At 65.1% G+C, this 26780-nt stretch carries 26 protein-coding genes; 10 read left to right on the plus strand and 16 right to left on the minus strand.

All coding sequences use genetic code 11. The features are described from left to right. Nucleotides 1-257: 257 nt before the first annotated feature. From zapE to SD196_RS15685, 5 genes are all read right to left on the minus strand, one after another. The gene (gene zapE / locus SD196_RS15665) at nt 258-1328 is read right to left on the minus strand and encodes a cell division protein ZapE (RefSeq protein ID WP_275611570.1); all 1071 of its coding nucleotides are present in this window, start codon (nt 1326-1328) and stop codon (nt 258-260) included. Next, the gene (pcaG, locus tag SD196_RS15670) at nt 1318-1923 is read right to left on the minus strand and encodes a protocatechuate 3,4-dioxygenase subunit alpha (protein ID WP_275611569.1); all 606 of its coding nucleotides are present in this window, start codon (nt 1921-1923) and stop codon (nt 1318-1320) included. Before pcaG ends, zapE begins: the two co-directional genes overlap by 11 nt. Nucleotides 1924-2136: 213 nt before the next feature. Next, nucleotides 2137-2856 (minus strand): protocatechuate 3,4-dioxygenase subunit beta, encoded by a 720-nt coding sequence (gene pcaH / locus SD196_RS15675; protein WP_275611568.1) that lies wholly within the window; start codon nt 2854-2856, stop codon nt 2137-2139. A 117-nt stretch (nt 2857-2973) separates the two neighbouring features. Continuing rightward, nucleotides 2974-3903 carry a pca operon transcription factor PcaQ gene (gene pcaQ / locus SD196_RS15680; RefSeq protein WP_343573535.1) on the minus strand — a complete coding sequence of 310 codons (930 nt, stop codon included), beginning with the start codon at nt 3901-3903 and terminating at the stop codon, nt 2974-2976. A gap of 6 nt (nt 3904-3909) precedes the next feature. Next, nucleotides 3910-4791: a helix-turn-helix domain-containing protein gene (locus SD196_RS15685; RefSeq protein WP_331319717.1), complete on the minus strand. Its 882-nt coding sequence runs from the start codon at nt 4789-4791 to the stop codon at nt 3910-3912. 106 nt (nt 4792-4897) lie between these two features. Here SD196_RS15685 and pobA point away from each other — a divergent pair, with 106 nt between their 5' ends. The 7 genes from pobA (at nt 4898) to SD196_RS15720 (ending at nt 12417) form a co-directional block, all read left to right on the plus strand. After that, a complete protein-coding gene (gene pobA, locus SD196_RS15690) occupies nt 4898-6082 on the plus strand; it encodes a 4-hydroxybenzoate 3-monooxygenase (RefSeq protein WP_416310392.1) in 1185 nt (394 codons plus the stop codon). 363 nt (nt 6083-6445) lie between these two features. Then, entirely contained in the window at nt 6446-6796 is a 351-nt protein-coding gene (locus SD196_RS15695; RefSeq protein ID WP_275611564.1) for a hypothetical protein, read from the plus strand. Nucleotides 6797-6934: 138 nt separating this feature from the next. Next, the gene (locus tag SD196_RS15700; RefSeq protein WP_416310393.1) at nt 6935-8842 is read left to right on the plus strand and encodes a di-heme-cytochrome C peroxidase; all 1908 of its coding nucleotides are present in this window, start codon (nt 6935-6937) and stop codon (nt 8840-8842) included. 241 nt (nt 8843-9083) lie between these two features. Beyond that, nucleotides 9084-10238, plus strand: a complete 1155-nt coding sequence (locus SD196_RS15705) for a catalase family protein (protein WP_416310394.1) — start codon at nt 9084-9086, stop codon at nt 10236-10238. A 61-nt stretch (nt 10239-10299) separates the two neighbouring features. Then, on the plus strand, nt 10300-10920 hold the full coding sequence (locus SD196_RS15710; protein ID WP_331319722.1) for an HNH endonuclease: 621 nt from the start codon (nt 10300-10302) through the stop codon (nt 10918-10920). A gap of 23 nt (nt 10921-10943) precedes the next feature. Next, on the plus strand, nt 10944-11471 hold the full coding sequence (locus SD196_RS15715) for a GIY-YIG nuclease family protein (protein ID WP_331319723.1): 528 nt from the start codon (nt 10944-10946) through the stop codon (nt 11469-11471). Nucleotides 11472-11673: 202 nt separating this feature from the next. After that, a complete protein-coding gene (locus tag SD196_RS15720; RefSeq protein WP_416310395.1) occupies nt 11674-12417 on the plus strand; it encodes a hypothetical protein in 744 nt (247 codons plus the stop codon). 72 nt (nt 12418-12489) lie between these two features. Here the strand turns inward: SD196_RS15720 and ppk2 are convergent, their stop codons facing one another. The 7 genes from ppk2 to SD196_RS15755 all read right to left on the minus strand — a co-directional run bounded on the left by ppk2 (nt 12490) and on the right by SD196_RS15755 (nt 17746). Then, entirely contained in the window at nt 12490-13407 is a 918-nt protein-coding gene (gene ppk2 / locus SD196_RS15725) for a polyphosphate kinase 2 (RefSeq protein WP_370601509.1), read from the minus strand. Between the two features lie 225 nt (nt 13408-13632). Next, on the minus strand, nt 13633-14085 hold the full coding sequence (locus SD196_RS15730; protein ID WP_331319726.1) for a PaaI family thioesterase: 453 nt from the start codon (nt 14083-14085) through the stop codon (nt 13633-13635). A 122-nt stretch (nt 14086-14207) separates the two neighbouring features. Then, entirely contained in the window at nt 14208-14597 is a 390-nt protein-coding gene (locus SD196_RS15735) for a hypothetical protein (RefSeq protein WP_275611555.1), read from the minus strand. Between the two features lie 306 nt (nt 14598-14903). Then, a complete protein-coding gene (locus tag SD196_RS15740; protein ID WP_416310396.1) occupies nt 14904-15509 on the minus strand; it encodes a TetR/AcrR family transcriptional regulator in 606 nt (201 codons plus the stop codon). 3 nt (nt 15510-15512) lie between these two features. After that, entirely contained in the window at nt 15513-15935 is a 423-nt protein-coding gene (locus tag SD196_RS15745) for an ester cyclase (protein WP_343573515.1), read from the minus strand. A 273-nt stretch (nt 15936-16208) separates the two neighbouring features. Beyond that, nucleotides 16209-16367: a hypothetical protein gene (locus SD196_RS15750; RefSeq protein ID WP_275611552.1), complete on the minus strand. Its 159-nt coding sequence runs from the start codon at nt 16365-16367 to the stop codon at nt 16209-16211. A 257-nt stretch (nt 16368-16624) separates the two neighbouring features. After that, nucleotides 16625-17746, minus strand: coding sequence for a M14-type cytosolic carboxypeptidase (locus SD196_RS15755; RefSeq protein ID WP_416310397.1), 1122 nt, complete (start codon nt 17744-17746; stop codon nt 16625-16627). Nucleotides 17747-17956: 210 nt separating this feature from the next. Here SD196_RS15755 and lpdA point away from each other — a divergent pair, with 210 nt between their 5' ends. After that, complete coding sequence (lpdA, locus tag SD196_RS15760; protein ID WP_275611550.1) at nt 17957-19357, plus strand: dihydrolipoyl dehydrogenase; 1401 nt, start codon at nt 17957-17959, stop codon at nt 19355-19357. Nucleotides 19358-19602: 245 nt separating this feature from the next. Beyond that, nucleotides 19603-19872, plus strand: a complete 270-nt coding sequence (locus SD196_RS15765; RefSeq protein WP_275611549.1) for a hypothetical protein — start codon at nt 19603-19605, stop codon at nt 19870-19872. 196 nt (nt 19873-20068) lie between these two features. On the opposite strand, the gene SD196_RS15770 is transcribed toward SD196_RS15765, so the two are convergent. Together SD196_RS15770 and SD196_RS15775 are read right to left on the minus strand one after the other, a co-directional pair. Next, entirely contained in the window at nt 20069-20992 is a 924-nt protein-coding gene (locus tag SD196_RS15770) for a CobW family GTP-binding protein (protein ID WP_416310398.1), read from the minus strand. Further along, nucleotides 20989-22752 (minus strand): amidohydrolase, encoded by a 1764-nt coding sequence (locus SD196_RS15775; RefSeq protein WP_416310399.1) that lies wholly within the window; start codon nt 22750-22752, stop codon nt 20989-20991. Before SD196_RS15775 ends, SD196_RS15770 begins: the two co-directional genes overlap by 4 nt. 123 nt (nt 22753-22875) lie before the next feature. Between SD196_RS15775 and SD196_RS15780 the strand changes: the two genes are divergently transcribed. Continuing rightward, nucleotides 22876-23922, plus strand: a complete 1047-nt coding sequence (locus SD196_RS15780; protein WP_275611546.1) for an AraC family transcriptional regulator — start codon at nt 22876-22878, stop codon at nt 23920-23922. A gap of 50 nt (nt 23923-23972) precedes the next feature. On the opposite strand, the gene SD196_RS15785 is transcribed toward SD196_RS15780, so the two are convergent. After that, the gene (locus tag SD196_RS15785; protein WP_416310400.1) at nt 23973-26219 is read right to left on the minus strand and encodes a molybdopterin cofactor-binding domain-containing protein; all 2247 of its coding nucleotides are present in this window, start codon (nt 26217-26219) and stop codon (nt 23973-23975) included. An 11-nt stretch (nt 26220-26230) separates the two neighbouring features. Further along, nucleotides 26231-26689 (minus strand): (2Fe-2S)-binding protein, encoded by a 459-nt coding sequence (locus tag SD196_RS15790; RefSeq protein ID WP_343573500.1) that lies wholly within the window; start codon nt 26687-26689, stop codon nt 26231-26233. Nucleotides 26690-26780: the final 91 nt, after the last annotated feature.

Raw genomic sequence — 26780 nt, forward strand, 5'->3', positions numbered from 1 at the left:
GATCAAGGGCCCCTCACCCTAACCCTCTCCCGCAAGCGGGAGAGGGGACTGTTCGGTGCAGGATGAAACCGTAGTGTCAGCCGGCACGGACGGCGCCCTCTCCCTGAGGGAGAGGGGGAAGCGCAGGCAGGGATTAACCCGGTAGAAGACAGTTGCTCCTACGAAAAGCAACGCCGCGCGCCGATCTGCTCCCGTAGGAGCGGACCTTGTCCGCGAAATCCCACAGCAGCACCCGGCCCCGTAGGTGAAACTCGCGCTTAAAGCGGCTCCAGCTTCAACTGCCGCAACCGGCTCAACGTCCGCGCAAAATCCACCGCCGCCCCGCCGGCTGCCAATTCTTCCAGCGACACCGAGGCGAACAGCTGCAACCGTAGCTGCCGGTCATAGGCGATATCGATGAAGTTGAGGAAACGCATGCTCACATCTGGCGGGTAATCCGCCAGGGGGCCGAGACCGCTGACGGCCATGCGCGGGAAGTGCTCGATCAGCCACAGGTAGTCGCTGGCCGAACGCGGCCGCTCGAACATCTCGCTGAAATCCATCCAGGCGCTGTAGCCATCATGGGCGTGGATTCTCAGCGGATGATGGTTGACGTTGAGCACTTCGTTGAAGTTCGCGTCGTCCGCCAACCTCAAGCGGTCATGGATCAAATCGAAATCGTCCGTCGTTGCCGGCCAGACGAAACTGCCCCACTCCTCCAGTGCGCTACTCTGCTCGCGGTAGTCATGGCCGCCATCCAGCGACACCACGTCGAAGCGCTTTTCGATCAGCTCGATGGCCGGGCGGAAGCGTTCGCGGTACAGCGGGTTCGGGCAGAGGTTTTCCGGCTGGTAGTTGGAGGTGCAGACCAGCCCCACGCCCTCGTCCACCAGCACCTTGAGCATGCGCCCCAGCAACATGGCGTCGCCGATGTCATGCACATGGAACTCGTCGAAGCACAGCAGCCGGGTCTCCTCGGCGATGGCACGGGCTACCCGTACCAGTGGGTCGGACTGCCCGGTGATCGCCAGCATGCGGCCCTGCAACTCCTGCAGGAAGGCGTGAAAGTGCACACGGCGTTTGGCCTGGATGGGCGCCGCCGCGAAGAAGTGATCCATGACGAAGCTCTTGCCCCGCCCCACACCGCCCCACAGGTAGACGCCGGCCACCGGCTTGCGCAGGAAGCCATGGCGGCCGGCGAGGAAATCGTCGAGCCAGCTGGCGAGGTGGTCCACCGCCGCCAGCTGGGCCTCGTCCGCACGGTAGCCGCGCTCATCGAGCGCGGCGGCGAAGTGCCGCCGGACGCGGTCTGCGACCGCTTCGGCGGATATTTCAATATCAAAAGTCAAAGAACACCGTTTCCGCATCACCCTGGACGCGGATATCAAAGCGGTAAGCGAGCTTCCCGTCTACCTCGCAGCGTTTGGCGATCAGCGTCTGCCGACGTTCGGGCTGCTCGATCCGGTTCAGCACCGGGTCTGCCGCGTTGGCCTGCGCCTCGTCCTCGAAGTAGATGCGCGTCTGCAGGTGGATGTTGATCCCGCGGGCGAACAGCGAAACGTTGATGTGCGGCGCCATGGGCACGCCAGCGGCGTTCTTCACCACGCCGGGCTTGATGGTGCGCACCTGCCATTCGCCAGCGTCGAAGGTGGTCGCCGTGCGCCCGAAACCGTTGAAGGGCTTTTCCAGGTCGTAGGCGCTGTCGTACACGCCTTCGTGATTGGCCTGCCACAGCTCCAGGAAGGAATCGCGGATCAGGTGGCCGTTACCGTCGTAGACGTTGCCGAGCAGCACGATGTGTTCGCCGGGCGCGCCGGGCTTGGCCATCTCGCTCCAGATTTCCTGGTCACGGGCGGGGTTGCCGGCAGCGGCCAGGGCGAGGCCGATGTGCACGTAGGGGCCGGCGGTCTGCGAGGGGGTTTCCGGCAGCAGTTCGATAGGCATCTTTTGTTCTCCTCCGAAACCGTTTCGGGCTGAGCGAGCTAGCGCGGTGCAAGGCGAAAGCGACTGAAGAAGCGGAGTTCAGTTGCCCTGAATGAGCATGACTCGCTCCGCTCGCCCCTGGCGGGGCCGCACTGAAGTGCGTTAGCCGCAAGCGGCTTCTGAAGTCGTTTTCAACGCCGCACCGCCGACGCGCAGCCGGCCCGACACGGTTTCTCAGCGGTTCTCGAAGTGAGTCTTGCGTTGGCCACGCAACACGATGTCGAAGCGGTAGGCCAGGCAGTCCATGGGGTTGGCGTTGCTCATGTCGAGCTTGGCGATCAGCGTCTGCACCGCGTCCGGGTTGGCAATGGACTTGACGATGGGGCACATGGGGATCAGCGGGTCACCCTCGAAGTACAGCTGGGTGATCAACCGGGTGGAGATCGACGGACCGCTGATGGAGAAGTGGACATGCGCCGGGCGCCAGTCGTTCGGGCCGTTGCCCCAGGGGTACGGGCCGGGCTTGATGGTGCGGAAGATGTAGCGCCCTTCGCTGTCGGTCAGCGCGCGGCCGACACCGCCGAAGTTCGGGTCCAGCGGCGCCAGGTAACGGTCGTTCTTGTGGCGGTAGCGGCCACCGGCATTGGCCTGCCACATCTCCACTAGGGTGTGCGTCACGGGCTTGCCGTACTGGTCCATGACCCGACCGGAAATCAGGATGCGCTCGCCGATCGGCAAACCGCCGTGGTTGAAGTTCAGCAGCAGGTCGTTGTCGTGCTCGCCCATTTTCAGGTGCGAGAAGTCCGGGCCGCTGGTTTCGGAGATCGACTGCGGAATGCTCACCAGCGCCTGGCGCGGGGAGCGGGTGATAGACGTCTTGTAGTCGGGCGTGAGGGCTTTGGGGTGCCAGTTTCGGTCACGAATGACGAAGCGGCTGTTTTCCGCGTCGGACATGTCGGTCTCCTGTTGTTGGATTTATAGGAGCCTGTTGCATCAGGCAGTGCGACGCAGTGTCCCCTGCCCGGTCGACGCGGAAAATTGAAAAGATGCCCGGAATCCATAACCAAAAGGTTATGGATAAGTCCCCTCGCGGTACGCCTCGCCCACCTCGCGCAGCACCTCCAGGCACCAGTGCGCACCGAGGGACAACGGCAGCGTCGAGTTGCTGCACACCCCCACCGAGCCGCCCGGCTCCTGCACATCCAGCGGCAGCTCGACCATCTCGCCGGTGCGCAGGTCCAGGCGCACCGAATCCAGCGGAGCGATCCACAGCGCATCGCTGCTCAGCACATAACGGCGGCCGAGTACCGTGGACAGGGTTTCCAGCCGCCGGCGCGGCTGGCCCAGGCCGCTCTGCACCAGCAGGCTGTCGGCGGACTTGCGGATGGTGGTGCCGGCCAGCGGCAGCACCAGCGGCCAGTCGTCCAGCGCCGACGGCGTCAGCGGACGACCCAGCAGCGGGTGCCCGGCGCGGGCCACCAGGGTCATGGATTCGCTGTACAGGTGCTCGAAGGCCAGCCCCTGGATCTGCGGACTTTCTGTCATGCGGCCGACCACCAGGTCCAGTTCGCCGACCCGCAGTTGCGACAACAGGTGCGCGCTGGGCCCGCCGACCACGCTGACCACCATCGCCGGATGGCGCTCGTGCAGGCGCCGCACGACCTCCGGCATCAGCAGGCTTTCCACGGTGGAGAGCACACCCAGGCGCACCGTACTGGAGGCGTACTCGCCGCCGCGCAGGCTGTTCACCCCGTCACGCAGCGCCTGCACACAGGGGCCGGCGTAACGCAGGAAGGCCACGCCCGCCTCGGTCAGGCTGGCGCCGCTCTTGCCGCGTTCGAACAGGCTGGCCTCCAGCAAATCCTCCAGCTCCTTGAGCGTCTTGGAGATCGCCGGCTGGCTCACCGCCAGGACGTCCGCCGCGCGGGCCAGGCTGCCCTGCCGGGCCACTTCGAGAAAACACACCAGGTGGCGGAACTTGATACGCGAATCGATATTCATGGCGGCTCAACGGGGCTGGCGGAACGCGCGGGGCGAAACCCCGGCGTAGCGCTTGAAGAATCGGGAGAAGTAGGCGGGCTCGGAAAAGCCCAGGCTGTCCGACACCTGCTGCACGGTCAGCGTCGTGTACACCAGGTGCCGCTTGGCCTCAAGCAGCAGGCGCTGGTGGATCATCTGCAACGCCGACTGCCCGGCCAGGCGCCGGCACAGGGCGTTCAGGTGCGCGGCGCTGATGCCCAGCTTCGCCGCGTAATGCTCGATTGGCCGGTGCTCGCGGAAGTCCCGCTCCAGCAGGCGGGCGAAGGCCTGCACATGCTCGATGCCGCGATCCTGCTGGCTGGCCTCGGCGCGGGACTGCTCCTGGGAACGGCGGCTGAGCCAGACCAGCAGCATATTCAGCAGCGATTGCAGCATCAGGTCGCGGCCCGGCGCCTGCTCCGCGTATTCGCGGTCGATGGACTCGAACAGCGCATCCAGGTGGCGCTTGCCCTCGCCCACGGCGAAGCACGCCGGTTGCTCCAGCACCGTGCTTTCCAGCAGGCGACCGAGCTGCTCGGCCAGCGGCAGGCCCATGCTCAGCACCCAACCCTGCACGTCCTCGGCGAAGCGAAAGCCATGCACCGCCAACGCTGGCGTGACCTGCAACGACGCCTCGCGAACCGGCATCACCTGCCCCTCCACCTCCAGCTCGGCCTCGCCGGACTGCACATAGAGCAGTTGCACCAGATCACCGTGACGGTGCGGGCGAATTTCCCAGTCATGCAGGCGGCTGCGCGAGGCGATGGATTCGCAATGAATCAGGTCCGGCGTCGGCCAGGCGGCGGTCTCGCCATACAGGCGGAACACCGGGACCGGATTGTCGCGCGCTTGTTCGATCACCGAACACATCCACGAAAAGTCCAAGAAGACTGTTGGAAATTACCTTCAAAGCCCAATCCGATCCACAAAAAATGCAGGTAACAAAAACAACAGGCCACTCGAAAGGACCTTCCCCATGAAAACCCAGGTCGCCATCATCGGCGCCGGCCCGTCCGGCCTCCTGCTCGGCCAGCTGCTGCACAAGGCTGGCATCGACACCGTCATCCTCGAACGCCAGACCCCCGACTACGTACTCGGCCGCATCCGTGCCGGGGTGCTCGAACAGACCACCGCCGACCTGCTGCGCGAAGCCGGCGCGGGCGAACGCATGGACGCCGAGGGGCTGCTGCACGACGGCTTCGAACTGGTACTGAACGGCCGTCGCGAACGCATCGACCTCAAGACCCTCACCGGCGGCAAACGGGTCATGGTCTACGGCCAGACCGAAGTCACCCGCGATCTGATGCAGGCCCGCGCCGCCAGCGGCGCGCTGAGCGTGTACGAGGCCGTCGACGTGGAACTGCACGAGGTCACCGGCAATGCGCCCTACGTCACCTTCAGCCACCAGGGCGAGCGCGTGCGCCTGGACTGCGACTACATCGCCGGCTGCGACGGTTTCCACGGCGTGGCGCGGCGGACCATCCCGGCGGAGCGCCTGAGCATCTTCGAACGCGTCTACCCCTTCGGCTGGCTCGGCCTGCTCAGCGACACCCCGCCGGTCAACCACGAACTCATCTATGCCAGCAGCGAGCGCGGCTTCAGCCTGTGCAGCCAGCGCTCCGCTACCCGCAGTCGCTACTACCTGCAGGTGGGGCTGGAGGAGAAGGTGGAAGACTGGTCTGACGAGCGCTTCTGGGAAGAACTCAAGCGCCGCATTCCGGAGGACGCCGCGCACCAGCTGATCACCGGCCCCTCGCTGGAGAAGAGCATCGCCCCGCTGCGCAGCTTCGTGGTGGAGCCGCTGCAGTACGGCCGCCTGTTCCTGGTCGGCGACGCCGGCCACATCGTCCCGCCCACCGGCGCCAAGGGCCTGAACCTGGCGGCCAGCGACGTGAACACGCTGTACCGCATCCTGGTGAAGGTCTACGGCGAAGGCCGCACCGAGTTGCTGGAGCAGTATTCGCCCATCGCCCTGCGGCGCATCTGGAAGGCCGAGCGTTTCTCCTGGTGGATGACGTCGATGCTACACAACTTCCCCGAGAACGACGCCTTCACCCGGCGCATGCTGGAGACCGAACTGGACTACTTCGTCGGCTCCGAGGCCGGACGCACGACCATCGCGGAGAACTACGTGGGGTTGCCGTTCGAGGACGTGATCTAACGGCGAAGCGCCGCCCTTATTGTAGGAGCGAGCTTGCTCGCGAACAGAGCTTGCCCGGCACTCCGCTGCCATGCGGTTCGCAAGCAAGCTCGCTCCTACGAAGAGCAACCCGGAGCCGTGTCTGAGTAGTGCGCACAACCATTGCCGGGATGAAGGAAAGCCGAGGCAGGAAGCACCGCGCGCCCCACCATCTATCCTTACCCTCCACACGCAGCCCCGCTCGCCGCGTCACCGCCGGAGGGCAGCATCGAACAGGACGAAGAAAACTTCCTCAGCCACCTGCTCGCCGAGAGCGGCGACGGCGACCTGCGCGCCTTCTCCACCCTCTACCGCTGCGTCGCACCGCGACTCTACCCGCTGGCGTTGCGCCTGCGGCCTCGGCAGGAGGAGGCGGATGCCCTGTTCGTCGACACCTTCCTGCACATCTGGACCGACGCCGACGGCTACCATCCCACCCGCAGCGCCGCGCTGGACTGGATGATCGCCCTGCTCTACCAGCGTGCCGCACTGCCGCCGCCCACGCCCAGCGACGAACCCTGGCCAGAGCTACCGCCGCCGGACGAACTCTGGCCTGCCATCCGCGCCCGCCTGCCCGACGAGGAAGACGACAGCAGTAGCCTGCGCTGGCCGCTGATCATCGCCTGCGTGATGGGCGTGCTGATCGGCGTATTGCTCAGCCTCAGCCTGCTGCTCGACCTGCGCCCCGCTCCCTGAACCGCGCCGGCCCAACCGCCCTACGAGTCCACTCCCGACAGATAAAACCCTGACTCCTGCATGCCATCACCTTGCCAATCCGCCACACACTTGGCATAAACGTCCGAATCTTTTCGCGTAAATAACAAGGAAGTTTCGATGCGCATTCTTGGCCGCGTCCTGCTTGCAGTCCTGTTTCTGCTTCTTCTGATCGGCGCCGTCATCGCCTGGTACACCGCGCATCCCAACCTGCCGCAGTACACCCCGCCGGAGAAGATGATCCACCTCGACCAGTGGACCAAGGCCGATCGCGAAACCTACTACTACACGCCCCAGGGCACCCAGGTGAAAGGCCTGCGCTACGACTGGTTCACCCATCTGGAGCAGCCCTTCTCCAGGGAAAAGTTCGCCAGCCCCGAGAACCTCGCGCGCTTCGGCTTCCTCATCGAGCCCGAGCAGATCGGCCGCGACGCCGAAGACACCCAGGCCGCCAACCCGACCAACCCCGGCAACCTGCCCGTCGGCTTCGCCCGTCACCAGGACGGCGAGACCGGCGCCTGGTACCTGGACATCACCTGCTCCGCCTGCCACACCGGCGAGCTGCGCTATAAAGGCACCGCCGTGCGCATCGACGGCGGCGCCGCCATGCACTCCATCGCCTCCACCGTGCCTACCCTGCGCGGCGGCGCCTTCGGCCAGGCGCTGGGCGCGAGCCTCGCGGCCACCTACTACGTGCCGTGGAAGTTCGACCGCTTCGCCAAGGGCGTGCTCGGCGACCGCTATCCCAAGGGCAAGGCCACGCTCAAGCGCGACGTGCGCAACGTACTCGGAACCCTGCTCTCCACCGCCTGGAACGACACCCACCGCGGCCTCTACCCGACCCTCGAAGGCCCTGGCCGTGCCGATGCCTTCGGGCGCATCGCCAACAGCGTGTTCGGCGACGCCATCGACGCCTCCAACTACCGCGTCGCCAACGCCCCGGTGAACTACCCGCAGGTCTGGGACATCTGGAAATTCGACTGGGTGCAGTGGAACGGCTCCGCCATGCAGCCCATGGCCCGCAACATCGGCGAAGCCCTCGGCGTGGGTGCCACCCTGCGCCTGTTCGAAGCCGACGGCAAACCGGTGCAGGGCGACCAGCGCTACGCTTCCAGCGTGCGCCTGCGCGACCTCTACACCCTCGAAGAAACCCTCAAGCACCTCAAGCCGCCAACCTGGCCGAAGGAAGTCTTCGGCGAGATCGACCTGGCCAAAGCCTCCCAGGGCCGCGCCCTGTTCCAGGCCAACTGCGTCTACTGCCACGGCCCGCACGTGAAGGAGCCCGGCGCCAAGGACTACATCGCCCCGGCCCGCGTGCCCGAGTGGCGCATGAAGATGGTCCCGACCAAAGAGATCGGCACCGACCCGACCACCGCCGACAACATCGCCGACCACACCTTCGACATCCGCCCGCTGAAGCTCAAGGCCGAAGAACTGCAGGGCATGAACGTCCACCTCTACCCGCAGAGCGACGTACCGCTGGACCTGTCGAAGATCTCCGCCGCCAAGGGTCTGGCCTACGTCACCGCCTTCGTCGAACAGCGCGCCTACCGCGACGCCCACATCGGCGCCGAGCAGCAACAGGACATGAACGGCTACGGCCTGCCCATCGGCGTGCAGGAACTGCGTGCCTACAAGGCCCGCCCGCTGGATGGCATCTGGGCCACCCCGCCCTTCCTGCACAACGGCTCGGTGCCCAACCTGTTCCAGCTGCTCTCTCCGGTGGCCGAGCGCGACAGCCAGTTCTGGGTGGGCAGCTTCGAGTACGACCCCAAGTACGCCGGCTACCGCACCGAACGCTTCCCCGGCGGATTCCTCTACAAGACCAGCGTGACGGGCAACGGCAATGGCGGCCACGAATTCCGCGACGGCTGCCGCAAGGACGGCGCCATCGGCCGCGCCCTCAGCCCGGAAGAGCGCTGGGCGCTGGTGGAGTACCTGAAGGTGCTGGGCAACCCCGAGTACGAAACCAAGCTCGACCCGAACGTCACCACCCAACCCTGGACGCCCGGACCGAAGTGCGAATAACCACCCAGCGCTGAACTGCTTTTTGCTTTGTGTAGGAGCGAGCAAGCTCGCTCCTACAAGTCAGGCCACGGCGTTGACGCATCACCGCTCGGCCCCCTCTCCCCTTGGGAGAGGGCTGGGGTGAGGGCAAGTCCCCGCTCCAATCCATCCAGCAGTCCCCTCTCCCCAGAAGAGAGGGTCAGGGAGAGGGAAGCCCCTGAAGCCCTCTCCATAAAAAGAGAACACGAAAGGACCCCGTGCCATGCAATCCCTGCTCACCCGCCTCTGGCTCCTCCTCGGCAAACTGCTCGGCCGCCTGCTGCTCGCCCTCGCCGCCATCGGCCTGCTTGGCTGGGGCATCGGCAGCCTCTACTACGCCTGGAAATTCTCCGGCCCCGTCTCCGCCCAGGAAGAAATCCCGCCGGGCGAAGCCCAGCTCACCCAGGCCATCATCGAAGACGCCCTGCGCATCGTCGAACAGCACCGCGACAACACCCGCGTCCTGCGCGACGCCCACGCCAAGGCCCATGGCTGCGTGAAGGCCCAGGTCACAGTCGCCAGCGACATCGCCCCCGGCCTGCGCCAGGGCGTGTTCGCCGAGCCGGGCCACAAGTGGGAGGCCATGGTCCGCTTCTCCAACGGTAACGCCTACCCGCAGTTCGACAGCGCCCGCGACGCCCGCGGCATGGCCATCAAGCTGCTCGACGTCCCCGGCGCCAAGCTGATGCCCGGCAAGGGCCACGACACCGAGCAGGACTTCGTCATGTTCAACCACCCGGTGTTCTTCGTCCGCGACGTCGCCGAATACCGACAGAACTTCGCCGCCCAGGCCAGCGGCCAGAAAGTCGGCGCCTTCTTCCCCAGCTGGAAGCCCAATACCTGGGAACTACGCCACCTGATCATCGCCCTGCAAACCCTCGCCCCCGCGCCGGACAGCCCGCTGCAAGCCGGCTACAACGGCATCGCCCCCTACAAACTGGGCGAAGCGAACAACATCAAATACCGAGTCATCCCCATGACCGAAGGCTGCCCGGCCTACCAGCTACCCAAGCTCAACGAAAAGCAGCCCAACTTCCTGCGCACCGCCATGTACCAGCAACTCTCGGTCGACCGCGTGCCCGCCTGCTTCGCCCTGCAAGTGCAAAAGCAGGACCCGAGCCAATACATGCCCATCGAAGACACCAGCGTCGAATGGAGCGAAAAGGACGCCCCCTTCCAGACCGTCGCCACCGTCAGCATCCCCGCCCAGGACTTCGACAGCCGCGAGCAGAACCTCGCGTGCGACAACCTCTCCTACAACCCCTGGCATGCGCTACCCGAGCACCGGCCGATTGGTGGCATCAACCGTTTGCGAAAGGCGGTTTATGAGGCGGTGAGTGTTTATCGGCATCAGAGGAATGGTGTGGGCGGGGAATGAGCCCCGCCCAGCACATAGAGACGCACCACCCGAAATTTAGCGGCAAGAGAGTTCGCGGGAAATGACGTTTCAAGATTGGCTGATCGCCCAGGGCAAAAGCACCAAGACCATCAAGCACTGCACTGGTGCCATTGACGGACGCCTTAAGGATTTGGCTACGCACTTTGAAAAAGGCGACTTCTCACTTGATGATATTAAGTCCGCCGCAGCTTTCGCCGATATTTGCCAAAAATTCGATCCGACTGAGGAAATCCTTCCCCTCAATACGCGTGGGAAGGACATGTACCGCCGCGCCCTAGTGATGTACGCGGAGTATCAGCAATACTCGCTGAACGCAGCTGCAGCCTTGCAGGAAAGCTTCCTGCAATCTGTACAAAAAGCGCTGCAAGACTCAGCCGAACAGCGAAGAGCCCGTCTAGCCAAAGCCCCTAATAAACCGAGCAAAAAAACCGTCACCACAGTGGTGTTCAACCGAAATCCCGATGTGGTTGCCGAGGTATTGGTACGGGCAAAGGGAAAATGCGAGGGCTGCAAAAAGCCAGCGCCCTTCTTACGTAAGTCCGATAAGTCGCCTTACCTAGAAGTACACCACCAACTACCGCTCGCCGATGGCGGCGAAGACACAGTGGAGAATGCCATTGCTCTATGTCCGAACTGCCATCGAGAGAAGCACTTTGGCTAAACAGGCCCAAGGAGGGAGCCTCCATGCATCAACTGACATCGATTCGTTCCGTTAATGCGATAACCCACAACAGTCGAATCGACCTTCCCGAGGAGCCCGGAGTGTATGCGTTTTGGTGGATAGCTGATCGCAGCAAGCTACTCACTGCAAACCGTCGGATTGTTCTAAAGGGGCCAGGCGAAAGACCTGTTGAAGTTGAGTACGGTGAATGGTGGCCGCATGATCTTGCATATCCGTGTCTCTACGTAGGCAAAACAACAAACATTCGAAAGCGATTCGCGCTGCACATCAAGCGTGGCTCCCCTGGCCGCTTACATGAGCCGCATCCCCAGCACCACAAAGCAAAGCCCAATACAACCTCCTGCCAACTACGGTGGGGCATTGAGCACATCTTCCCGAATGATCCTGCACCACTCGAATTGATTGGCCACTGTGTCGGATTCTCGTATCGAACAGATTTCGCGGAGAATGCCATTGCTGAACGCTTCTTCGAAGAAGACCGGCTTGTTGGGACTTGGCGTCCTTGGTTCAACATCGACTCTGAGCGCTAATTTCAACAGCACGGTGATGCATTCCGTCTGTCGTCGTAGTTAAAGAAGCAGTGCCTGAACGTGCGGAATTGGCAGGATCAGGACTGGATGAGCGTGGACGACCTGCCACGTGTGGTTCGCGGGCATTCGCCCATTGAAGGGCGCATGGGCTGGCGCAGGTGGGCGAAGCGATTCCGTTCGCCTCTACTTCAAAGAAGAAGCCGTGCATCACGAACTGAAGACGCGATATCTGGAGGCCCTACAAGGGCTCGACCCGCAGTTGCTCGGCAACGAGCGCAAGCTGGCCGATTTGTCCGGGCTGTTCCTCTCCGGCGCTCCCATCGAAATTGCCCAGGCGAGGCAACGGGTCATGGTGGTTGGCAGCGAGACTCGTGCATGGATCAACACGACTGCTTTCTCGAACATCGAGGACTACGTGGATTTCGCCATGTCAAGGCATCGGGAGTTCTTCGACAAGGAGCTAAATGCCTCCAACGACCGTGGCAAGTCGTTCCACAACCTCACCCGCGCACTGTCGAAGGTCGTGGACAGGCGCGGATTGATCTATTCGAACCTGTTCTGTTTTTCCTGGAAAGGCGGCAGCCCACTACGCACTGCGCCGGAGTTGCTGAACATCATTCAGCATTACTCGAAACGACTGCTCGAGGTGCAGATCCACCATTTCGCACCAGACATCATCATCTTCGCCAACGGTATGAATTCGGTCGCCCAGCGCCGCGCGTTCTTCCCCATCAGCGGACCGGATCAGGTATGCACCGGTGGCAAGGATTACTCCAGCCAAGGCATCGCCAATCGGCAGCTTTGGGAGTTCCAACTTTATTGCCGCATTCGCTGCTTCCGCATCCAGCATCCGTCCAGCCGTTCACCAGAGGCGCCCAAAGCCCGGCGCTTCCTGCTTGATCTGTTAGCGAAAGAGCTTGGTGCCTCGGCGCCGGATTCAGAGTAGAAGCCCGAAATTGCATGCAGGAGCGGACCATACACGAATCGCGGGCATGGCCCGCTCCTGCCGGGAGATGAGTCAGTAGAACTCCGGCACCAGCAGCTCTTCCGGCGTGGGATTGCGGCGGTAGCCGGTGTGGCGCTGGCGTTCGGGGAGTTGGACGCCAGGCTGGGGGACTTCTTCGTAGGGGATCTGGCTCAGGAGGTGGTGGATGCAGTTGAGCCGGGCCTTCTTCTTGTCGTCGGCGTGCACCACCCACCAGGGCGCTTCGGCGATGTGGGTGCGCTCGATCATGATTTCCTTGGCCTTGGTGTAGGCCTCCCAGCGCCGTCTCGACTCCAGGTCCATGGGGCTGAGCTTCCACTGCTTGAGCGGGTCGTAGATGCGGCTGAGGAAGCGGTCGTGCTGTTCTTCGTCGGAGATGGAGAACCAGTATTTGATGACCTGGATGCCGGAACGCGCCAGCATGCGCTCGAACTCGGGAACGCTGCGGAAGAACTCCTCGTACTGGTCGTCGGAGCAGAAACCCATCACCCGCTCGACGCCGGCGCGGTTGTACCAGCTGCGGTCGAACAGGACGATTTCCCCCGCCGCCGGCAGGTGCGAGACGTAGCGCTGGAAGTACCACTGGGTGCGCTCGCGGTCGTTCGGCGCCGGTAGCGCGGCGACCCGGCACACGCGCGGATTCAGGCGCTGGGTGATGCGCTTGATCACCCCGCCCTTGCCCGCCGCATCGCGGCCTTCGAAGAGGATCACCACCTTGTGGCCGGTCTTCACCACCCAGCTCTGCAGCTTCACCAGTTCGGCCTGGAGGCGGAACAGGGTGTGGAAGTAGCGCTGGCGCACCAGGCGTTCTTCGTGGGTTTGCAGGCTGCCCGAGTGCAGGCCTTCGAGGTCGTAGAGTTCGTCGAACAGTTCCAGCTCGAGTTCTTCGTCGTGGTCGTCGAGCAGGTCGCGCTGGATGCGCCGGGGGAAGTTCTTGTCATCGAGCAGCATGAGTGTTGCCTTGTGCCGTCACTGGCTTATTCGTCCGTGGGTGACATTTTCATGACAGAAAAATGTAGTTACGTTGTATGACGAATTCGTGACAACAAGGCAAGGAAATATCCTTCAGAGCCCGAATTAGAGCCTTCTCAGGTCTGACAGCCGAGGGTCAGGAAGTCCTTATGACGTTGGATGGCAGATGACTGCGCTGGCAACCGCCCCGGCCGGCGCGGCCGATCAGGCGTCGGCCACCGGACGCGGCGCGTTGACGTACTTGAATGTGCCGGATGCGGAAGCTACCACCACGCCGGCGCTGTTGCGCAGCTCGGCCTCGCAGAAGGCGATGGAGCGCGTGTGGTGCCGCACGCTGCCGTGGGCTTCGAGCACCTCGCCCACTTCGCCGCCGGGGCGCAGGAAGTTGGTCTTCATCTCGATGGTCACCACGCCGCGATAGGCTTCATCCGCCGCGCTGGCGTTGACCGCCATGGCCACGTCGAGCAGGGTCATGATCAGTCCGCCATGGGCGTTGGCCCAGCCGTTGAGGTGGTGTGGCTCGACCCGCAGGACGATGCAGCCCGGCCCCTTGCCGTCCGCCGCCGGGGCGTGGCGGAACTGCAGGAGGTCGAGCAGGGGGATGGAGAGGCCACGGTGGGCGGTGTAGAGCTTGAGCTGGTCGACGTCGAGGGGCATGGCGTTTCCTGGCGCTGCGGGCGGACCCGGCGATGTTCCCCGTTCCGGTTGGCCGACCGCAAGCCCGGCGGCGCCCAATTGGCGCCGGGAATGCCGGGCGATTGCAATGCGCGCGCAAGAGTTCAGCGAGATTTGCGGGTGCCGCGCTTCTCGGTCTGGCGATCCACGGCCTGGACGAAGAGTTCCTCGACCAGCAGGGACTGGAGAGGCGACTGGGTTTCCAGCGACAGGCTCATGGATTCGAGCTTCTGATTGACGCCCAGGCGGGCGATGCCGCACAGCAGGATGCGCTGGCCGCCGAAGATCTTGCTCTTGTCGAGCCGCACTTCGCGGGTCCGTTCACCGTCCTGGTAAGTGACCTTGAGGGTTATCGGCGTTTCGTCGCGAACGCTGAGGTTGAGCCAGGTGGCGACATTGAATTCGACCACCCAGCCCAGGCCGGTTTTCTTGGCTACAGCTTCGCGAATCAGGTGCGCCGGTACCGGCCCGATGGGGGTGTTGTGGGTATCCATGAGCGCGTCAGACTACCGGGGTAAAACGGGATTAAGCGGAAGACTCGATTCTATGTGATGCGGTTCCGGTTTTCAGGTGCTTTTTTGCATAAGACCGGTTACAGGGCAAGCGTCGGGCACAAATCGAAACAGCTCTATCTCAATGCTTTCAGAAGGTCGCGAGGGGAATATGGGCGAGCTGGCGCCCCGTTGCCGGACGCGCAATCCGATAAAGGGTCTTTTGCGCTACGGATGCGTGCCGGGACTGAAGTCGATACCTTGCTGCCGCCGGCACCGGCCTGGATGCCAACGCGGCAAGCGGGAAGATCAGCTCCGCCGCGCCGCCTCGACCAACGCGCCCAGCGCCCAGCGGGTCACTTCGCGGGCGTCGGCGTCATCGAGTTGCAGCACGTCCTTGAACACCACCCTCGCCTCGATGCCGAAGAACAGCGCCAGCACCTTGCCCAGGCGCTCCAGGGCCTGCGGCTCGAACTGGTCGCGGACCGGTTCCAGCGCGGCGTCGATCAACGGGCTGCGGCGGTTCTGGCGCACCGGTGCGGCGCCCTCCTCCTCACCGCTGTCCGGCAGCCGCAAGCTGTTGGCAAGCAGTGCGCGCATCGCGCCTTCGTTGTGCTCGATCAGTTCGCTGAAGCTGCGCTCGAGGCACTGGATGCGGGCCAACGCGTCATCCTTTGGCGCGCCGGCGAAGACTTCGGCAGCTTCGGGGACACTGAGGTCCAGCGCGGCTTCCAGCAACAGCGCTTCGACGCCGGGGAAGTAACGATAGGCCGTGGCGCGGGAGACCATGGCTTCCTCGGCGATCTCTTCCAGGCTCGGGTTGCGCCCTTGCCGCAGCAGGCGGTTGGCCGCCTGCAGCAGGTCCTTGCGGGTGCGGCGCTTCTGGTTCGGACGTTCGGCCTTGCGGCTTTCCATGCATCACTCCTGGGGTAATTGGCGCTGGATGGCGCCCAGGTCGACCCATACGTTTTCGCGCTGGATCGCCCCTGAATCGGCGAATTCGACGACATGCAGCAGGCGGAACTGCAATGCCCGCCCCTGCCCCTCGAGGCCGAAGGGACGACCCGCTGCGCGACCGCTCCAGAACGATTCGTCGACCACGAAGTTCTCGCCGTAGAGTCGGCGCAGGGTTTCCACATGGCCTTCGGCGAGGTCGGCGAACAGGCCTTCGTAGAACGGCCGAGCCGCCTCGCGCCCATACGTGGGGCCGCCGGGATGGCCGACGATGTCGTGTTCGACGTCACCGGCCAGGGTGGCCAGCACGCCGTCGACATTGTCGTCAGCTTCGAAGCGGAAGTGTTCGTCGATCCTGCGATCCATTTCTTCTCGCGGCAGCGCCATGGTCGGACCCTCCGGGGGTTGGGCGATGAAATGACGCTAATGAGATTTTTGTCTCATTGCAAAACAAATATCTCAATTCGATATTTTCATCTCATAGATTTTCGCCAATGCATGGGCGCAGCGAAGGACCGCGAGCGGCGTTCCGAATGAGTTGGGGGGGGATGGCCGGGAAATCAGATCACGGAGGCCGGTCCGGCGAGTGGCGCCGGATCGGCCCTGCCGTGTTTCCCGAATGGCTTGCGCCAGTGAGGATGGGCCCTGGGGCCCTGTTGATCAGGCCACCGCGCCTGCGTAGGTGCGAGGCCTGTGTTCGCCCGAGCGGTTCTTGCGCACTTCACGGCGCTCTCTGAAGTCCAGTTCTTCCATGGCGTCCATGCGCTCCTGCAGGTCTTCGATCTCCTGCGGGGTTAACAGCTTCCGTTGTCGATTCATACGCACCTCCTTCGTGCGAATGCCTCAACCTTTGGACTAGCAGCTGCGTCGGAAGATTCAACGAATTTCGAGGGCGGATTGATCGAACGGTCAGTTCGGGGGGCCTGTAGGATGGGTGGAGCTTGCGATACCCATCAGCGAATTCACATGGAAACTGATGGGTATCGCTTCGCTCCACACCATCCTACCGGCGGCCACAGGCAGTCGCGCAGGAGCGAGCCATGCCCGTGACAGGCACCCAATGGGCGCCCTCTATCTCAGCGCAACTCGTCGAGCAGGCTGGCGACGGTGGTCAGCACCGCGCCGGCAAGCGCCTTGGAGCGAGCGCCGTTCCAGCCGGTGCGTGCGTTGGGCGACAGGTTGTGGTCCTTGAACGGCATTTCCAGGGTCAGCGAAAGGCAGTCGTAGGTGCGGCCGACGTGGTTGCAGGCCAGGGTCAGGTTGGCCTTTCCCGGCGCGTCCTTGGGATAGCCGTGCACGCTCTGGAATTCGCCGTTGGCTTCCAGGCGTTCGCGGAACAAGCTTTCCAGGCGGTCCAGGCGCGGGGTGAACTCCGGGTTGCCTTCGCAGCCGGCGGCGAACACGAAGGGGATTTCCTCGTCGCCGTGGATGTCGAGGAACAGATCGACGCCGTACTTCGCCATCTGCTCCTGCACGAACAGCACTTCCGGGCTTTCCTCGGCGCTGGGCGCGGCCCAGGCGCGGTTGAGGTCCTTGCCGGCGGCGTTGGTGCGCAGGTGGCCGTGGAAGGCGCCGTCGGGGTTCATGTTCGGCACCAGGTAGAAGTCGGCGCGCTCCAGCAGGCGCTGGATATCGGCATCGCCGGATTGCAGGCGCTCGATCAGGCCTTCCATGAACCACTCGGCCATGTGCTCGCCGGGATGTTGCTGGGCGATCAGCCAGATCTTGCGGGCGCCCGCCGCGCCCTTGCCGATACGCAGCAGCGGCAGTTCGCGGCCTTCCAGGCTGTGGCCGGTGGCGAGCAGCTCGGCGCCGTTGGCCTGGGCGCGCATCACCAGTTCGGCGTGACGCTCGCGACTGTAAGGCTCGAAGTAGGCGAACCAGGCCTGGGGCTGCTCGGCGTCGAGGCTGAAGTGCAGGCCGTTGGAGTCGTAAGTGCTGGGCACGCGGAACCAGTCGCGCTGGTCATAGGAGGCCACGGCGTTGTAGCCCGGCCAGCCGCCGGTGTAGCTGGAGCCGGGGGCGTTGGTCAGGCTGAACTGGTACTGCTGGCCGGGCTCAAGGCCCTCGGCCTTGAAGTGGAACCACTGGAAGTGCAGGCTCCGGGTATCCGGGCGCAGCGCCAGGCGCACGTGGCGCGGGTCGCTGTTGTCGATGACCTGGATGTTGCCGCTGTCGAAATCGCAGTCGATCTTCATGAATTCTCCGTAGGCGCGCGAAACGGAAGCGCCAAAGCCCTGCATTCTCGCCCTCCCCGTCGCGCCTGTCATGTGCGGGTGACTTGCACGAACCAATATATTATGGTCGAAATATAAATTGAGTAACGCTATTCCAGAGCCCTGCGCTGGTGATCCCACGAGCACGGGCTAACCTCGATTGACCTCTTTTTCCATCCCGGAGAGCACTGCATGAGCACTTACGATGTGATCGTCATCGGCGGCGGCCCCGGCGGCTACAACGCCGCTATCCGCGCCGGCCAGCTGGGTATGAAGGTCGCCTGCGTAGAGGGCCGCGAGACCCTCGGCGGCACCTGCCTGAACGTCGGCTGCATGCCGTCCAAGGCGCTGTTGCACGCCTCTGAGCTGTTCGAGGCAGCGGCCGGCGGTGAATTCGCCAACCTCGGCATCCAGGTCAAGCCCAAGCTGGACCTCGCGCAAATGATGAAACAGAAGGCCGAGAGCGTTGCCGCGCTGACCAAGGGCGTGGAGTTCCTGTTCCGCAAGAACAAGGTGGACTGGGTCAAGGGCTGGGGTCGCATCGACGGGCCGGGCAAGGTGGAAGTAACCGCCGCCGACGGCAGCAAGAGCACCCTGACCGCCAAGGACATCATCATCGCCACCGGCTCGGAACCCTCCCCGTTGCCGGGCGTGGAAGTCGACAACCAGCGCATCCTCGATTCCACTGGCGCGCTGTCGATCCCCGAAGTGCCCAAGCACCTGGTGGTGATCGGCGCCGGGGTTATCGGCCTGGAACTGGGTTCGGTGTGGCGCCGCCTGGGTGCGGAAGTCACGGTGATCGAGTACCTGGACCGCATCTGCCCCGGCATGGACCTGGAAACCGCCAAAACCTTCCAGCGCACGCTGACCAAGCAAGGCATGAGCTTCAAGCTGGGTTCGAAAGTCACCCAGGCCAAGGTCAGCGGCAAGCAGGTGACCCTGAGCGTGGAGCCGGCCGCTGGAGGCACGGCGGAGTCGATCCAGGCGGATTACGTTCTGCTCGCCATCGGCCGCCGTCCCTATACCCAGGGGCTTGGGCTGGAAAGCGTGGGACTCGCCACCGACAAGCGCGGCATGCTGGAGAATCACGAGCACCGCAGCAGCGTGCCGGGCATCTGGGTGATCGGCGACGTGACCTCCGGCCCGATGCTGGCGCACAAGGCCGAGGACGAGGCCATCGCCTGCGTCGAGCTGATCGCCGGCAAGGCCGGGGAAGTGAACTACGACGTGATCCCCAGCGTGATCTACACCCACCCGGAAGTGGCCACCGTGGGCAAGACCGAGGAGCAACTCAAGGCCGAAGGTCGCGCCTACAAGGTGGGCAAGTTCCCCTTCACCGCCAACAGCCGGGCGAAGATCAACCATGAGACCGAAGGCTTCGTAAAGGTGCTGGCGGACGAGCGCAGCGACGAGATCCTCGGCGTGCACATGATCGGCCCGAACGTCGGCGACATGATCGCGGAATACTGCGTGGCCATGGAGTTCCGCGGCGCCGCCGAGGACATCGCGCGTACCTGCCACCCGCACCCGACCCGTTCCGAAGCGCTGCGCCAGGCGGCGATGAACGTGGACGGCTGGGCCATGCAGGCCTGACCTCCCGTCGCCTCTGACGAACGGTGCGTGCGGCGCGGTGGCGCACCCCGCATGTCGCTGCAGGCCCCGGCTGACGGGGCCTGCAGCGAACCATTCGGATTAATTTGCGACTACTTTGTGTACGAACGCGACATGGGCTGTGACTTTCTTCGCTTCTGAAAACATCAATTGCGTGAACGAACACGATGGTGGATGGACCGCCATCGCCATCTTCGCAATGGATTACCGCGCAGAGAGATCACACCATGAATGCGACCCTTCGTTTCAACGAGGCTCTGCTGATCACCGGACGAGCCTTCCAACCCTTCCAGTGCGTGACCTGGGTTTATCAGGGGGGCGACGGCAGCCTCGACCTGTCCGTCATCGACCGGACCGGCACCCGTCTGCTGGGGCTCACCCGCATCCCCAGCTCCGCCTATTCCGACCCGGAACAGCTCGAGGACCTGCTGGTCCAGGCCCGCGATGAGCTGAACCGCGAAGGCTACCGCCTGCAAGAGTGGCACATGCCTGCCTGATCCCAGGTGCAGCCCGAAAAAAGCCCGGTCACAAACCGGGCTTTTTCGTTTCCGCTGAAATGGATTGTGGTTTCGTCGGATGGGGCCCCCTGCGAGAGCCGGCCTACCGTGTAGGAGCGAGCTTGCTCGCGAATGTTCTCCCGGCGGCTCTGGAGCTAGGCGGTTCGCGAGCAAGGACTGGGCGTCCCCCTCGATCCTACGAAGAGCAAAAGCAGCTCTGCAGCCCGGCCTCAAGCTCAGCGCGCAACTGCCCGCCTTTCTCCGCGATGAATACCAATCGTGCGCCTTGCGCCGCCTCGGCGTCGGTCGCCGGCCGGAACTGGTAGCGGCCGCCCACGTACTGCAGCCACAGCGCCCCATCCTGCCCGGCCAGGCGCACCAACCCCTTGAGCCGCAACAGCCCGCGCGGCAGCGTCTCCAGCCAGTGCTTCAGCCGCGCACCATCGAAGGTCATGTCGCCCTGCCAGTTCCAGCTCTCGAACAGGTCGCCGTGATCGACACCCTCCTGCCCGTGCGGACGCAGCTTGCGCGACGATTCGCCCAGCAGCAATTCATCGGGAATCTGCGCCTGGATGGTCTCCAGCACCCGAGCGCCACGGCCGAAGCGCTCGCGTTGCGCCGCCAGCGTTTCGGCATCCAGCAGGTCGCACTTGTTCAGCAGCAGCAGATCGGCGGCGGCAGCCTGCATGCGTTCCAGCCGGGCGTACTCGCCTTCCAGCGGTTCGCGGCGGGCGGCGTCGACCACCGTGAGCACCGCGTCCAGATGCAGGCGCTTGCGCAGTTTGGGATAACCCAGGGTCTGCACGATGCGCTGCGGATCGGACACGCCGCTGCATTCGATCACCACCTGCTCCAGCGGCGGGTTCATGTTCGCCAGGCGCTCCAGCTGCGCCAGCAGGTCATCCTGCACGCTGCAGCAGATGCAGCCGTTCTCCAGGCTGTACACCGCCTCGGTCTGCTCGGCGATCATCCCGGCGTCGATGTTCAGCTCGCCGAAATCGTTGACGATCACCGCCAGCCGCCGGCCCTCGCAGCGCTCCAGCAGGTTGCGCAGCAGCGTGGTCTTGCCGGCTCCGAGAAAGCCGGCGACCACCGTCACCGGAATGCTCGCCGCACTCATGCGTTGACGCCTTCGATGCGTGGCGGCTCGCCCTTCCATACGGCTTCCAGCGGGGTGTCGCTGAACTGGCCGAGACGGTCGTACACCGGGCGCCCTTCGACGAAGGTCAGTTGCACCTCGGTGCGGTGGATGTAGTTGCGCGCAGGCGCCGCGAACAGGTCGCGGTCGAGCACGATGAAGTCCGCCGACTTGCCCGCCTCCAGGCTGCCGGTCAGGTGCTCCAGGCCCATGGCGTAGGCGCCATTGAGGGTCGCCACGCGGATCGCCTGCTCCAGGCTGATCGGCTCGCCGAAGCAGGCCGGGTCGTCGTTCCAGGGGTTCTGCCGGGTGACCAGGGTTTCCAGCGCCAGCCAGGGGTCGATGGACGCCACCGGCCAGTCGGTGCCGAACACCGCGATGCCGCCGGCGGCCAGTACGCCCTTGAAGTCGTAGATGCGCTTGAGGCGCTCCGGGCCATAACCGGAGCGCGCGCCGCTGGCGAAGGGCGTCGGGTACCAGGCCGCCGGGGAGAACTCGGCGATCACGTCCAGTTCGCGGAAGCGCTTGAGGTTGCCCGGATGCAGGATGGTGCTGTGCGCGCACTGGTGGCGTACGCCGCTGAAGCCGTTGCGCCGGCGCGCCTCGGCCACCGCGTCGAGGAATACGTCGGACGCCGCATCGCCGGTGCAGTGAGCGATGACGCGGATGCCGCGGCGGTCCATGTCCACCACCATGTCGGTGATGTGTTCGGGGGTCAAGTTGAGCTTGCCGCGCCAGGCGTTCCCGCCCGGCCCGTCTTCACCTGGCCAAGGCGTAATCAGGAAGGAAGAGCGCGGCTCCACGGTGCCGTCGAAGTGGAACTTCACCGCGTTCGCCGACAGCCGCGCGCTGCGGTAGTAGTGACGCTCGCCGCTGAGCAGCTCCCAACGGCGGCGTACCGGGAAGATGTCGTCCTGCCAGCTGATCGCCGCTTCCACGCGCAGGGTCAGTTGCCCGGCGTCGTCCAGGTGCTTGAGGGCGTCCAGGCGGTTTTCGCAGACGTGCACATACTTGGCTGCGGTGACGCCACGGGAGCTCTGGAAGTGCACGCCGTCGCGGTAAGACTGGCGCAACACCTTGGCCGGGGTCGGCGGCATGGCGGCGTGGATCAGCGCGTAGGCGCCGTCGATCATCAGGCCCTTGGGCTCGCCGGTGAGCTCGTCGCGCTCCAGGTAGCCATTGCGCGGATCGGGCGTGTCGGCGTCGATGCCGGCCAGCTCCAGCGCGCGGGAGTTGACCATCATGGTGCCCCACATGCGGTCGAGCAGCGCCACCGGGCGGTCCGGCATGATGCTGTCGAGCCACTCGCGGCCCGGCTTCAGCCCCGCTTCGCGGAAGGTGTAGCGGACCCAGTACTGGCCGTAGATCCAGCCGTCGCCGGGGTGGCTGGCGGCGTAGTCGCGGATGGCCTTGGCCAACTGCTCCGGGGTCGGGTCCTCGATGCCGACGTCGAGGTCGTCAGCGTAGCGCGGCGCCAGGGCGAGGTCCGGGTGGGTGTGCATGTCGTGCAGGCCGGGCATGCAGAAGGCGCCGTCCAGATCGCGCACCAGGGTGTCGGGGCCGACCAGGTGTTCCATCTCCTCGCGACGCCCCACCGCCAGCAGGCGGCCATCGCGAATGGCCACCGCCTCGGCCCAGGGCTGGGCGGGGTCGAGGGTGTAGAAGCGGCCGTTGTGCAGCAGCAGTTCGGCGAAGCGGTCGGTGGGGGAATTGGAGGAGCGGAAGCGGTCCGGAGCGGTCATGGGAAGCCCTTGTAGTTCTTGTCCGTAGGCGCAGTATAGGGCTCGGCTTTTACCGCTCGACTAGCATAAGATGACAACTCGCTAGCACAAGATGACAATCTCTTAGCCGACCAGAACGCCGCCATGCCCACCGCGTCCTTCGACATCGATTACGCCGCCCGCCAGCTGTTCCGTCACTTCCTTGAAGAATGGCAGGCGCGCCCCGCCCTGCCGGCGCTGGCACCGCTGCTCGGCGGCCTGGGGCTGCCGCCAGGCGGTGAAGCGGCCGCCGCCGAGATGAACTTCGCCCGCTATTACCGCCTGCTGCAACAGGCCGCCGGGCTGCTGGGTTCCAGCGACTTCTTCCTGCGCCTCGGCCAGCGCTACAACCTCTACGACCTGGGCGTGATCGGCTATGCGCTGATCAGCGCGGCCAACCTGCGGCGCTCCTGGGACATCTCCCTCGGCCAGCCGTCCAGCCTGATGCCGCACCCGATCCACACCCAGCGCGACGAGGACGCCAGCCACATCCGCCTGACCCTGCAACTGCCGCCGTTCAGCGAGGTGGAGCGCAACGCGCTGTGCGAGGAGTGGCTGAGCAGCACCTGGCGCTGGCTGTGCCAGCGGCTGCCGGAGCTGGAAGACTGCACCGGCATGCAGGTCCACCTACCCTACCCGCCGCCGGCCCATGCGAAGGTCTACCAGGAACTGTTCCCCGGACAGTGCCGGTTCAACGCCGCCCAGGCAGAACTGTGGATTCCCCGGGAATTCCACGACCGCCCCTTTTCCACCGCCAACCCGACGGTGACGCGCCTGTGCCAGGCCCAGGGCGCGGCGACCCTGGCCAGTTTCGAGCGCGGCCAGACGCTGCCGGACGACGTGCGCTTCTATCTGCTGCAGAACGCCCGCATCCCCCTGCCCGACCTGGAGCAGACCGCCGCCTGGCTGCGCATGCCGCCCTACACGCTGCAACGGCGGTTGCGCGCGGATGGGCTGACCTTCAAGGGCATCGTGCTGGAGGTGCGCATGGCGCTGGCCCAGCGCTACCTGCTGGCCAGCCGCATGGCCTTGCAGGAGATCGCCTTCCTGCTCGGCTACGAGCATGTGACCAGCTTCCACCGGGCATTCCAGCGCTACACCGGAACGACGCCGGAGCGGTTTCGCGCCGAGGGTGGGAAGCGCGAGGCGTAGGCTGTGGAGCCGCCCCTCTCCGTCTCACGGGAGAGAGGCGATCCGGTGCATCACGCCTGCAACTGATTGCCGATCGGCAAGGTGCGGATGCGCTTGCCGGTGGCGGCGAACAGCGCGTTGGCCAGCGCCGGCGCCAGCGGCGGCACGCCGGGCTCGCCAACCCCGGTCGGCGGTACCGCGGACGGCACGATGTGCACCTCCACCACTGGCATCTCGTTGATGCGCAGGACCTGGAAGTCGTGGAAGTTGGACTGGTCGACCTTCCCGTCCGTCAGGGTGATGGCGCTGTGCAGCGCCGCCGACAGGGCGAAGCCGATGCCGCCTTCCATCTGCGCCGTGATCACGTCCGGGTTGATCGCCAGGCCGCAGTCCACCGCGCAGACCACGCGGTCCACCTTGAAGCTGTGGTCCGCCTTGACCGTCACCTCCACCACCTGGGCCACGAAGCTGCCGAACGACTCGTGCACGGCGATGCCACGGCCGCGCTGCTCGCCCTCGGCGCCCTTCGCCAGCGGCGCCTTCCAGTTGGCCTGCTGCGCCGCCAGCTCCAGTACGCCGCGATGGCGGGGATGGTCCTTGAGCAGGGCGTGGCGGAACTCGTAGGGGTCCTTGCCAGCAGCGATGGCGGCCTCGTCCACCAGCGTCTCGGTGGAGAACGCCGTATGGGTATGCCCCACGGAGCGCCACCACTGGGTCGGCACCGTGACGTTCTCGGCCAGCGCCTGCTCGACGCGCAGGTTGGGCACCGCATAGGGCAGGTCGTCCGCGCCCTCCACGGCGATCTTGTCGATGCCATCCTTGACCATGATCTTCTCGAACGGCGTGCCGAGGATGAAGGACTGGCCGACCAGGCGCTGCTCCCAGCCCACGAGGTTGCCCGAAGCATCCACCGCCAGCCGTGCGCGGTGCAGGAACGCCGGGCGGTAATAGCCGCCACGGGTATCGTCCTCGCGGGTCCAGACCATCTTCACCGGCGCCTTGATGCCCTGCTCATGGGCGGCCTTGGCGATCGCCGCAGCCTCCAGCACGTAGTCCGAATGCGGATTGGCGCGCCGGCCGAAGCTGCCGCCGGCGTACAGCTGGGTGATCGACACCTGCTCCGGCTTGACGCCCAGCAACTGCGCCACCGCCGCCTGGTCGGCGGTCTGCCACTGCTCGCCATTCCAGATCTGGCAGCCACCGTCATCCTTGAGCTGAACCACGCAGTTCAACGGTTCCATCGCCGCGTGGGCCAGGAACGGGAACTCGTACTCCGCCTCGATGAGCTTGGCCGGCTGCTTCAGGGCCTTGTCGACATCGCCCACGTTGCGCGCCACCAAACCGGGCTTGCCGGCCATCTCGCGGTACTGGGCGAAGATTTCCTTGCTGCCCATCTTGAACGCCTTGCTCTCGTCCCACTCGACCTGCAAGGCATCGCGCCCCTGGCGGGCGGCCCAGGTGTTCTTGGCCAGCACGGCCACACCGGCGAAGCGCCTGTCGCTGCCGGGGAACTGCACCACCGCGACCACGCCGGGCACCGCCTTGGCCTTGGTCGAGTCAACCTTGGCCGGCACCCCGCCGAAGCGTGGCGGGTGGGCGACCACGGCCACCAGCATGTCCGGCAGGTGGATGTCCTGGGTGAACACCGCCGAGCCATCGGTCTTGCCGCTGCTGTCGATGCGCGCCAGCTTCGCCTGGCCGATCAGCTTGAAGTCCTTCGGGTCCTTCAGCTTCACTTCGGCGGGCACCGGCTGCTTGGCCGCCGCCTCGGCCAGTTCGCCGAAGCCGGCCTTGTGTCCGGAAGCGGCGTGGGTCACCACGCCGTCATGCACTTCGATCTGAGCGGCGGGCACCTTCCATTGCTCGGCGGCGGCGGCCACCAGCATGGCGCGCGCGCTGGCGCCGGCCTTGCGCATCTGCTCGAAGGAGTTGGCGGTGGCGGTACTGCCGCCGGTGCCCTGCAGATTGCCGAAGGCCAGGTTGGCGTAGCGCTTGGCATCGGCCGGCGCGCCTTCCACGCGCACATGGGCCCAGTCGGCATCCAGTTCCTCGGCCACCAGCGTGGCGAGGCCCGTATAGCTGCCCTGCCCCATTTCCACGTGCTTGGCGATCACCGTCACCGTGCCGTCGGGGGCGATGCGCACGAAGGCGTTGGGTTCGAAATCACCGGCCGCCTGCGCCTCGCCCATGCGCGCGAGCAGCGGCGCGAAGTAGATGCCCAGAGCCAGGCCACCGGCGCCCCGGAGGAAATGCCGGCGGCTGAGATTGAAGATGCCGCGCTGCTGCGCCTCTTCCTGATCGATGCGGGTATCGCGCATGTCGAAGCTCCTCAGGCCAGGGTCTTGGCGGCGTCGTGGATGGCCGCGCGAATCCGCGCGTAGGTGGCGCAGCGGCAGATGTTGCCGCTCATGGCCGTGTCGATGTCGGCATCGCTGGGCGCCTTGTTGGAGGCAAGGAGCGCGGTGGCGGACATGATCTGCCCGGACTGGCAGTAACCGCACTGCACCACGTCCAGCCGCCGCCAGGCGTCCTGGACGGCCTTGCCGGCGGGCTGCTCGTTCACCGCCTCGATGGTGGTGACCTTCTTGCCCGCCACCGCCGCCAGCGGCGTGACGCAGGAGCGGGTCGGCTGGCCGTCGATGTGCACCGTGCAGGCGCCGCACAGCGCCATGCCGCAGCCGTACTTGGTGCCGGTCAGCCCGGCGACGTCGCGCAGGGCCCAGAGCAGCGGCATCTCGCCGGGCGCGTCGAATTCATGGTCCTTGCCGTTCAGGTTCACGGTAATCATCTGCGAGTTCACCTCTTCCTCGGGTGATAGGGCGGCCAGAGCCCGCAGGCTCCGGCACGGATCGATTCAGCCTAGGCGCTATGCCCGGCAC

Origin of the sequence: Pseudomonas macauensis (assembly GCF_047902425.1) — a bacterium.
Classification (GTDB): domain Bacteria; phylum Pseudomonadota; class Gammaproteobacteria; order Pseudomonadales; family Pseudomonadaceae; genus Pseudomonas.

Bases quoted from the DNA above. Each gene is read 5' to 3' on its own strand.
- SD196_RS15705 (WP_416310394.1), top strand. From the start codon at position 9,084: ATGCAATCCCTGCTCACCCGCCTCTGGCTCCTCCTCGGCAAACTGCTC.
- SD196_RS15790 (WP_343573500.1), bottom strand. From the start codon at position 26,689: ATGATTACCGTGAACCTGAACGGCAAGGACCATGAATTCGACGCGCCC.
- SD196_RS15780 (WP_275611546.1), top strand. From the start codon at position 22,876: ATGCCCACCGCGTCCTTCGACATCGATTACGCCGCCCGCCAGCTGTTC.
- SD196_RS15785 (WP_416310400.1), bottom strand. From the start codon at position 26,219: ATGCGCGATACCCGCATCGATCAGGAAGAGGCGCAGCAGCGCGGCATC.
- SD196_RS15735 (WP_275611555.1), bottom strand. From the start codon at position 14,597: ATGGATACCCACAACACCCCCATCGGGCCGGTACCGGCGCACCTGATT.
- SD196_RS15755 (WP_416310397.1), bottom strand. From the start codon at position 17,746: ATGAAGATCGACTGCGATTTCGACAGCGGCAACATCCAGGTCATCGAC.
- SD196_RS15745 (WP_343573515.1), bottom strand. From the start codon at position 15,935: ATGGCGCTGCCGCGAGAAGAAATGGATCGCAGGATCGACGAACACTTC.
- SD196_RS15715 (WP_331319723.1), top strand. From the start codon at position 10,944: ATGCATCAACTGACATCGATTCGTTCCGTTAATGCGATAACCCACAAC.
- SD196_RS15700 (WP_416310393.1), top strand. From the start codon at position 6,935: ATGCGCATTCTTGGCCGCGTCCTGCTTGCAGTCCTGTTTCTGCTTCTT.
- pcaH (WP_275611568.1), bottom strand. From the start codon at position 2,856: ATGTCCGACGCGGAAAACAGCCGCTTCGTCATTCGTGACCGAAACTGG.
- SD196_RS15770 (WP_416310398.1), bottom strand. From the start codon at position 20,992: ATGAGTGCGGCGAGCATTCCGGTGACGGTGGTCGCCGGCTTTCTCGGA.
- SD196_RS15685 (WP_331319717.1), bottom strand. From the start codon at position 4,791: ATGTGTTCGGTGATCGAACAAGCGCGCGACAATCCGGTCCCGGTGTTC.
- lpdA (WP_275611550.1), top strand. From the start codon at position 17,957: ATGAGCACTTACGATGTGATCGTCATCGGCGGCGGCCCCGGCGGCTAC.
- SD196_RS15740 (WP_416310396.1), bottom strand. From the start codon at position 15,509: ATGGAAAGCCGCAAGGCCGAACGTCCGAACCAGAAGCGCCGCACCCGC.
- SD196_RS15730 (WP_331319726.1), bottom strand. From the start codon at position 14,085: ATGCCCCTCGACGTCGACCAGCTCAAGCTCTACACCGCCCACCGTGGC.
- SD196_RS15765 (WP_275611549.1), top strand. From the start codon at position 19,603: ATGAATGCGACCCTTCGTTTCAACGAGGCTCTGCTGATCACCGGACGA.
- ppk2 (WP_370601509.1), bottom strand. From the start codon at position 13,407: ATGCTGCTCGATGACAAGAACTTCCCCCGGCGCATCCAGCGCGACCTG.
- SD196_RS15775 (WP_416310399.1), bottom strand. From the start codon at position 22,752: ATGACCGCTCCGGACCGCTTCCGCTCCTCCAATTCCCCCACCGACCGC.
- pcaG (WP_275611569.1), bottom strand. From the start codon at position 1,923: ATGCCTATCGAACTGCTGCCGGAAACCCCCTCGCAGACCGCCGGCCCC.
- pcaQ (WP_343573535.1), bottom strand. From the start codon at position 3,903: ATGAATATCGATTCGCGTATCAAGTTCCGCCACCTGGTGTGTTTTCTC.
- SD196_RS15750 (WP_275611552.1), bottom strand. From the start codon at position 16,367: ATGAATCGACAACGGAAGCTGTTAACCCCGCAGGAGATCGAAGACCTG.
- pobA (WP_416310392.1), top strand. From the start codon at position 4,898: ATGAAAACCCAGGTCGCCATCATCGGCGCCGGCCCGTCCGGCCTCCTG.
- SD196_RS15710 (WP_331319722.1), top strand. From the start codon at position 10,300: ATGACGTTTCAAGATTGGCTGATCGCCCAGGGCAAAAGCACCAAGACC.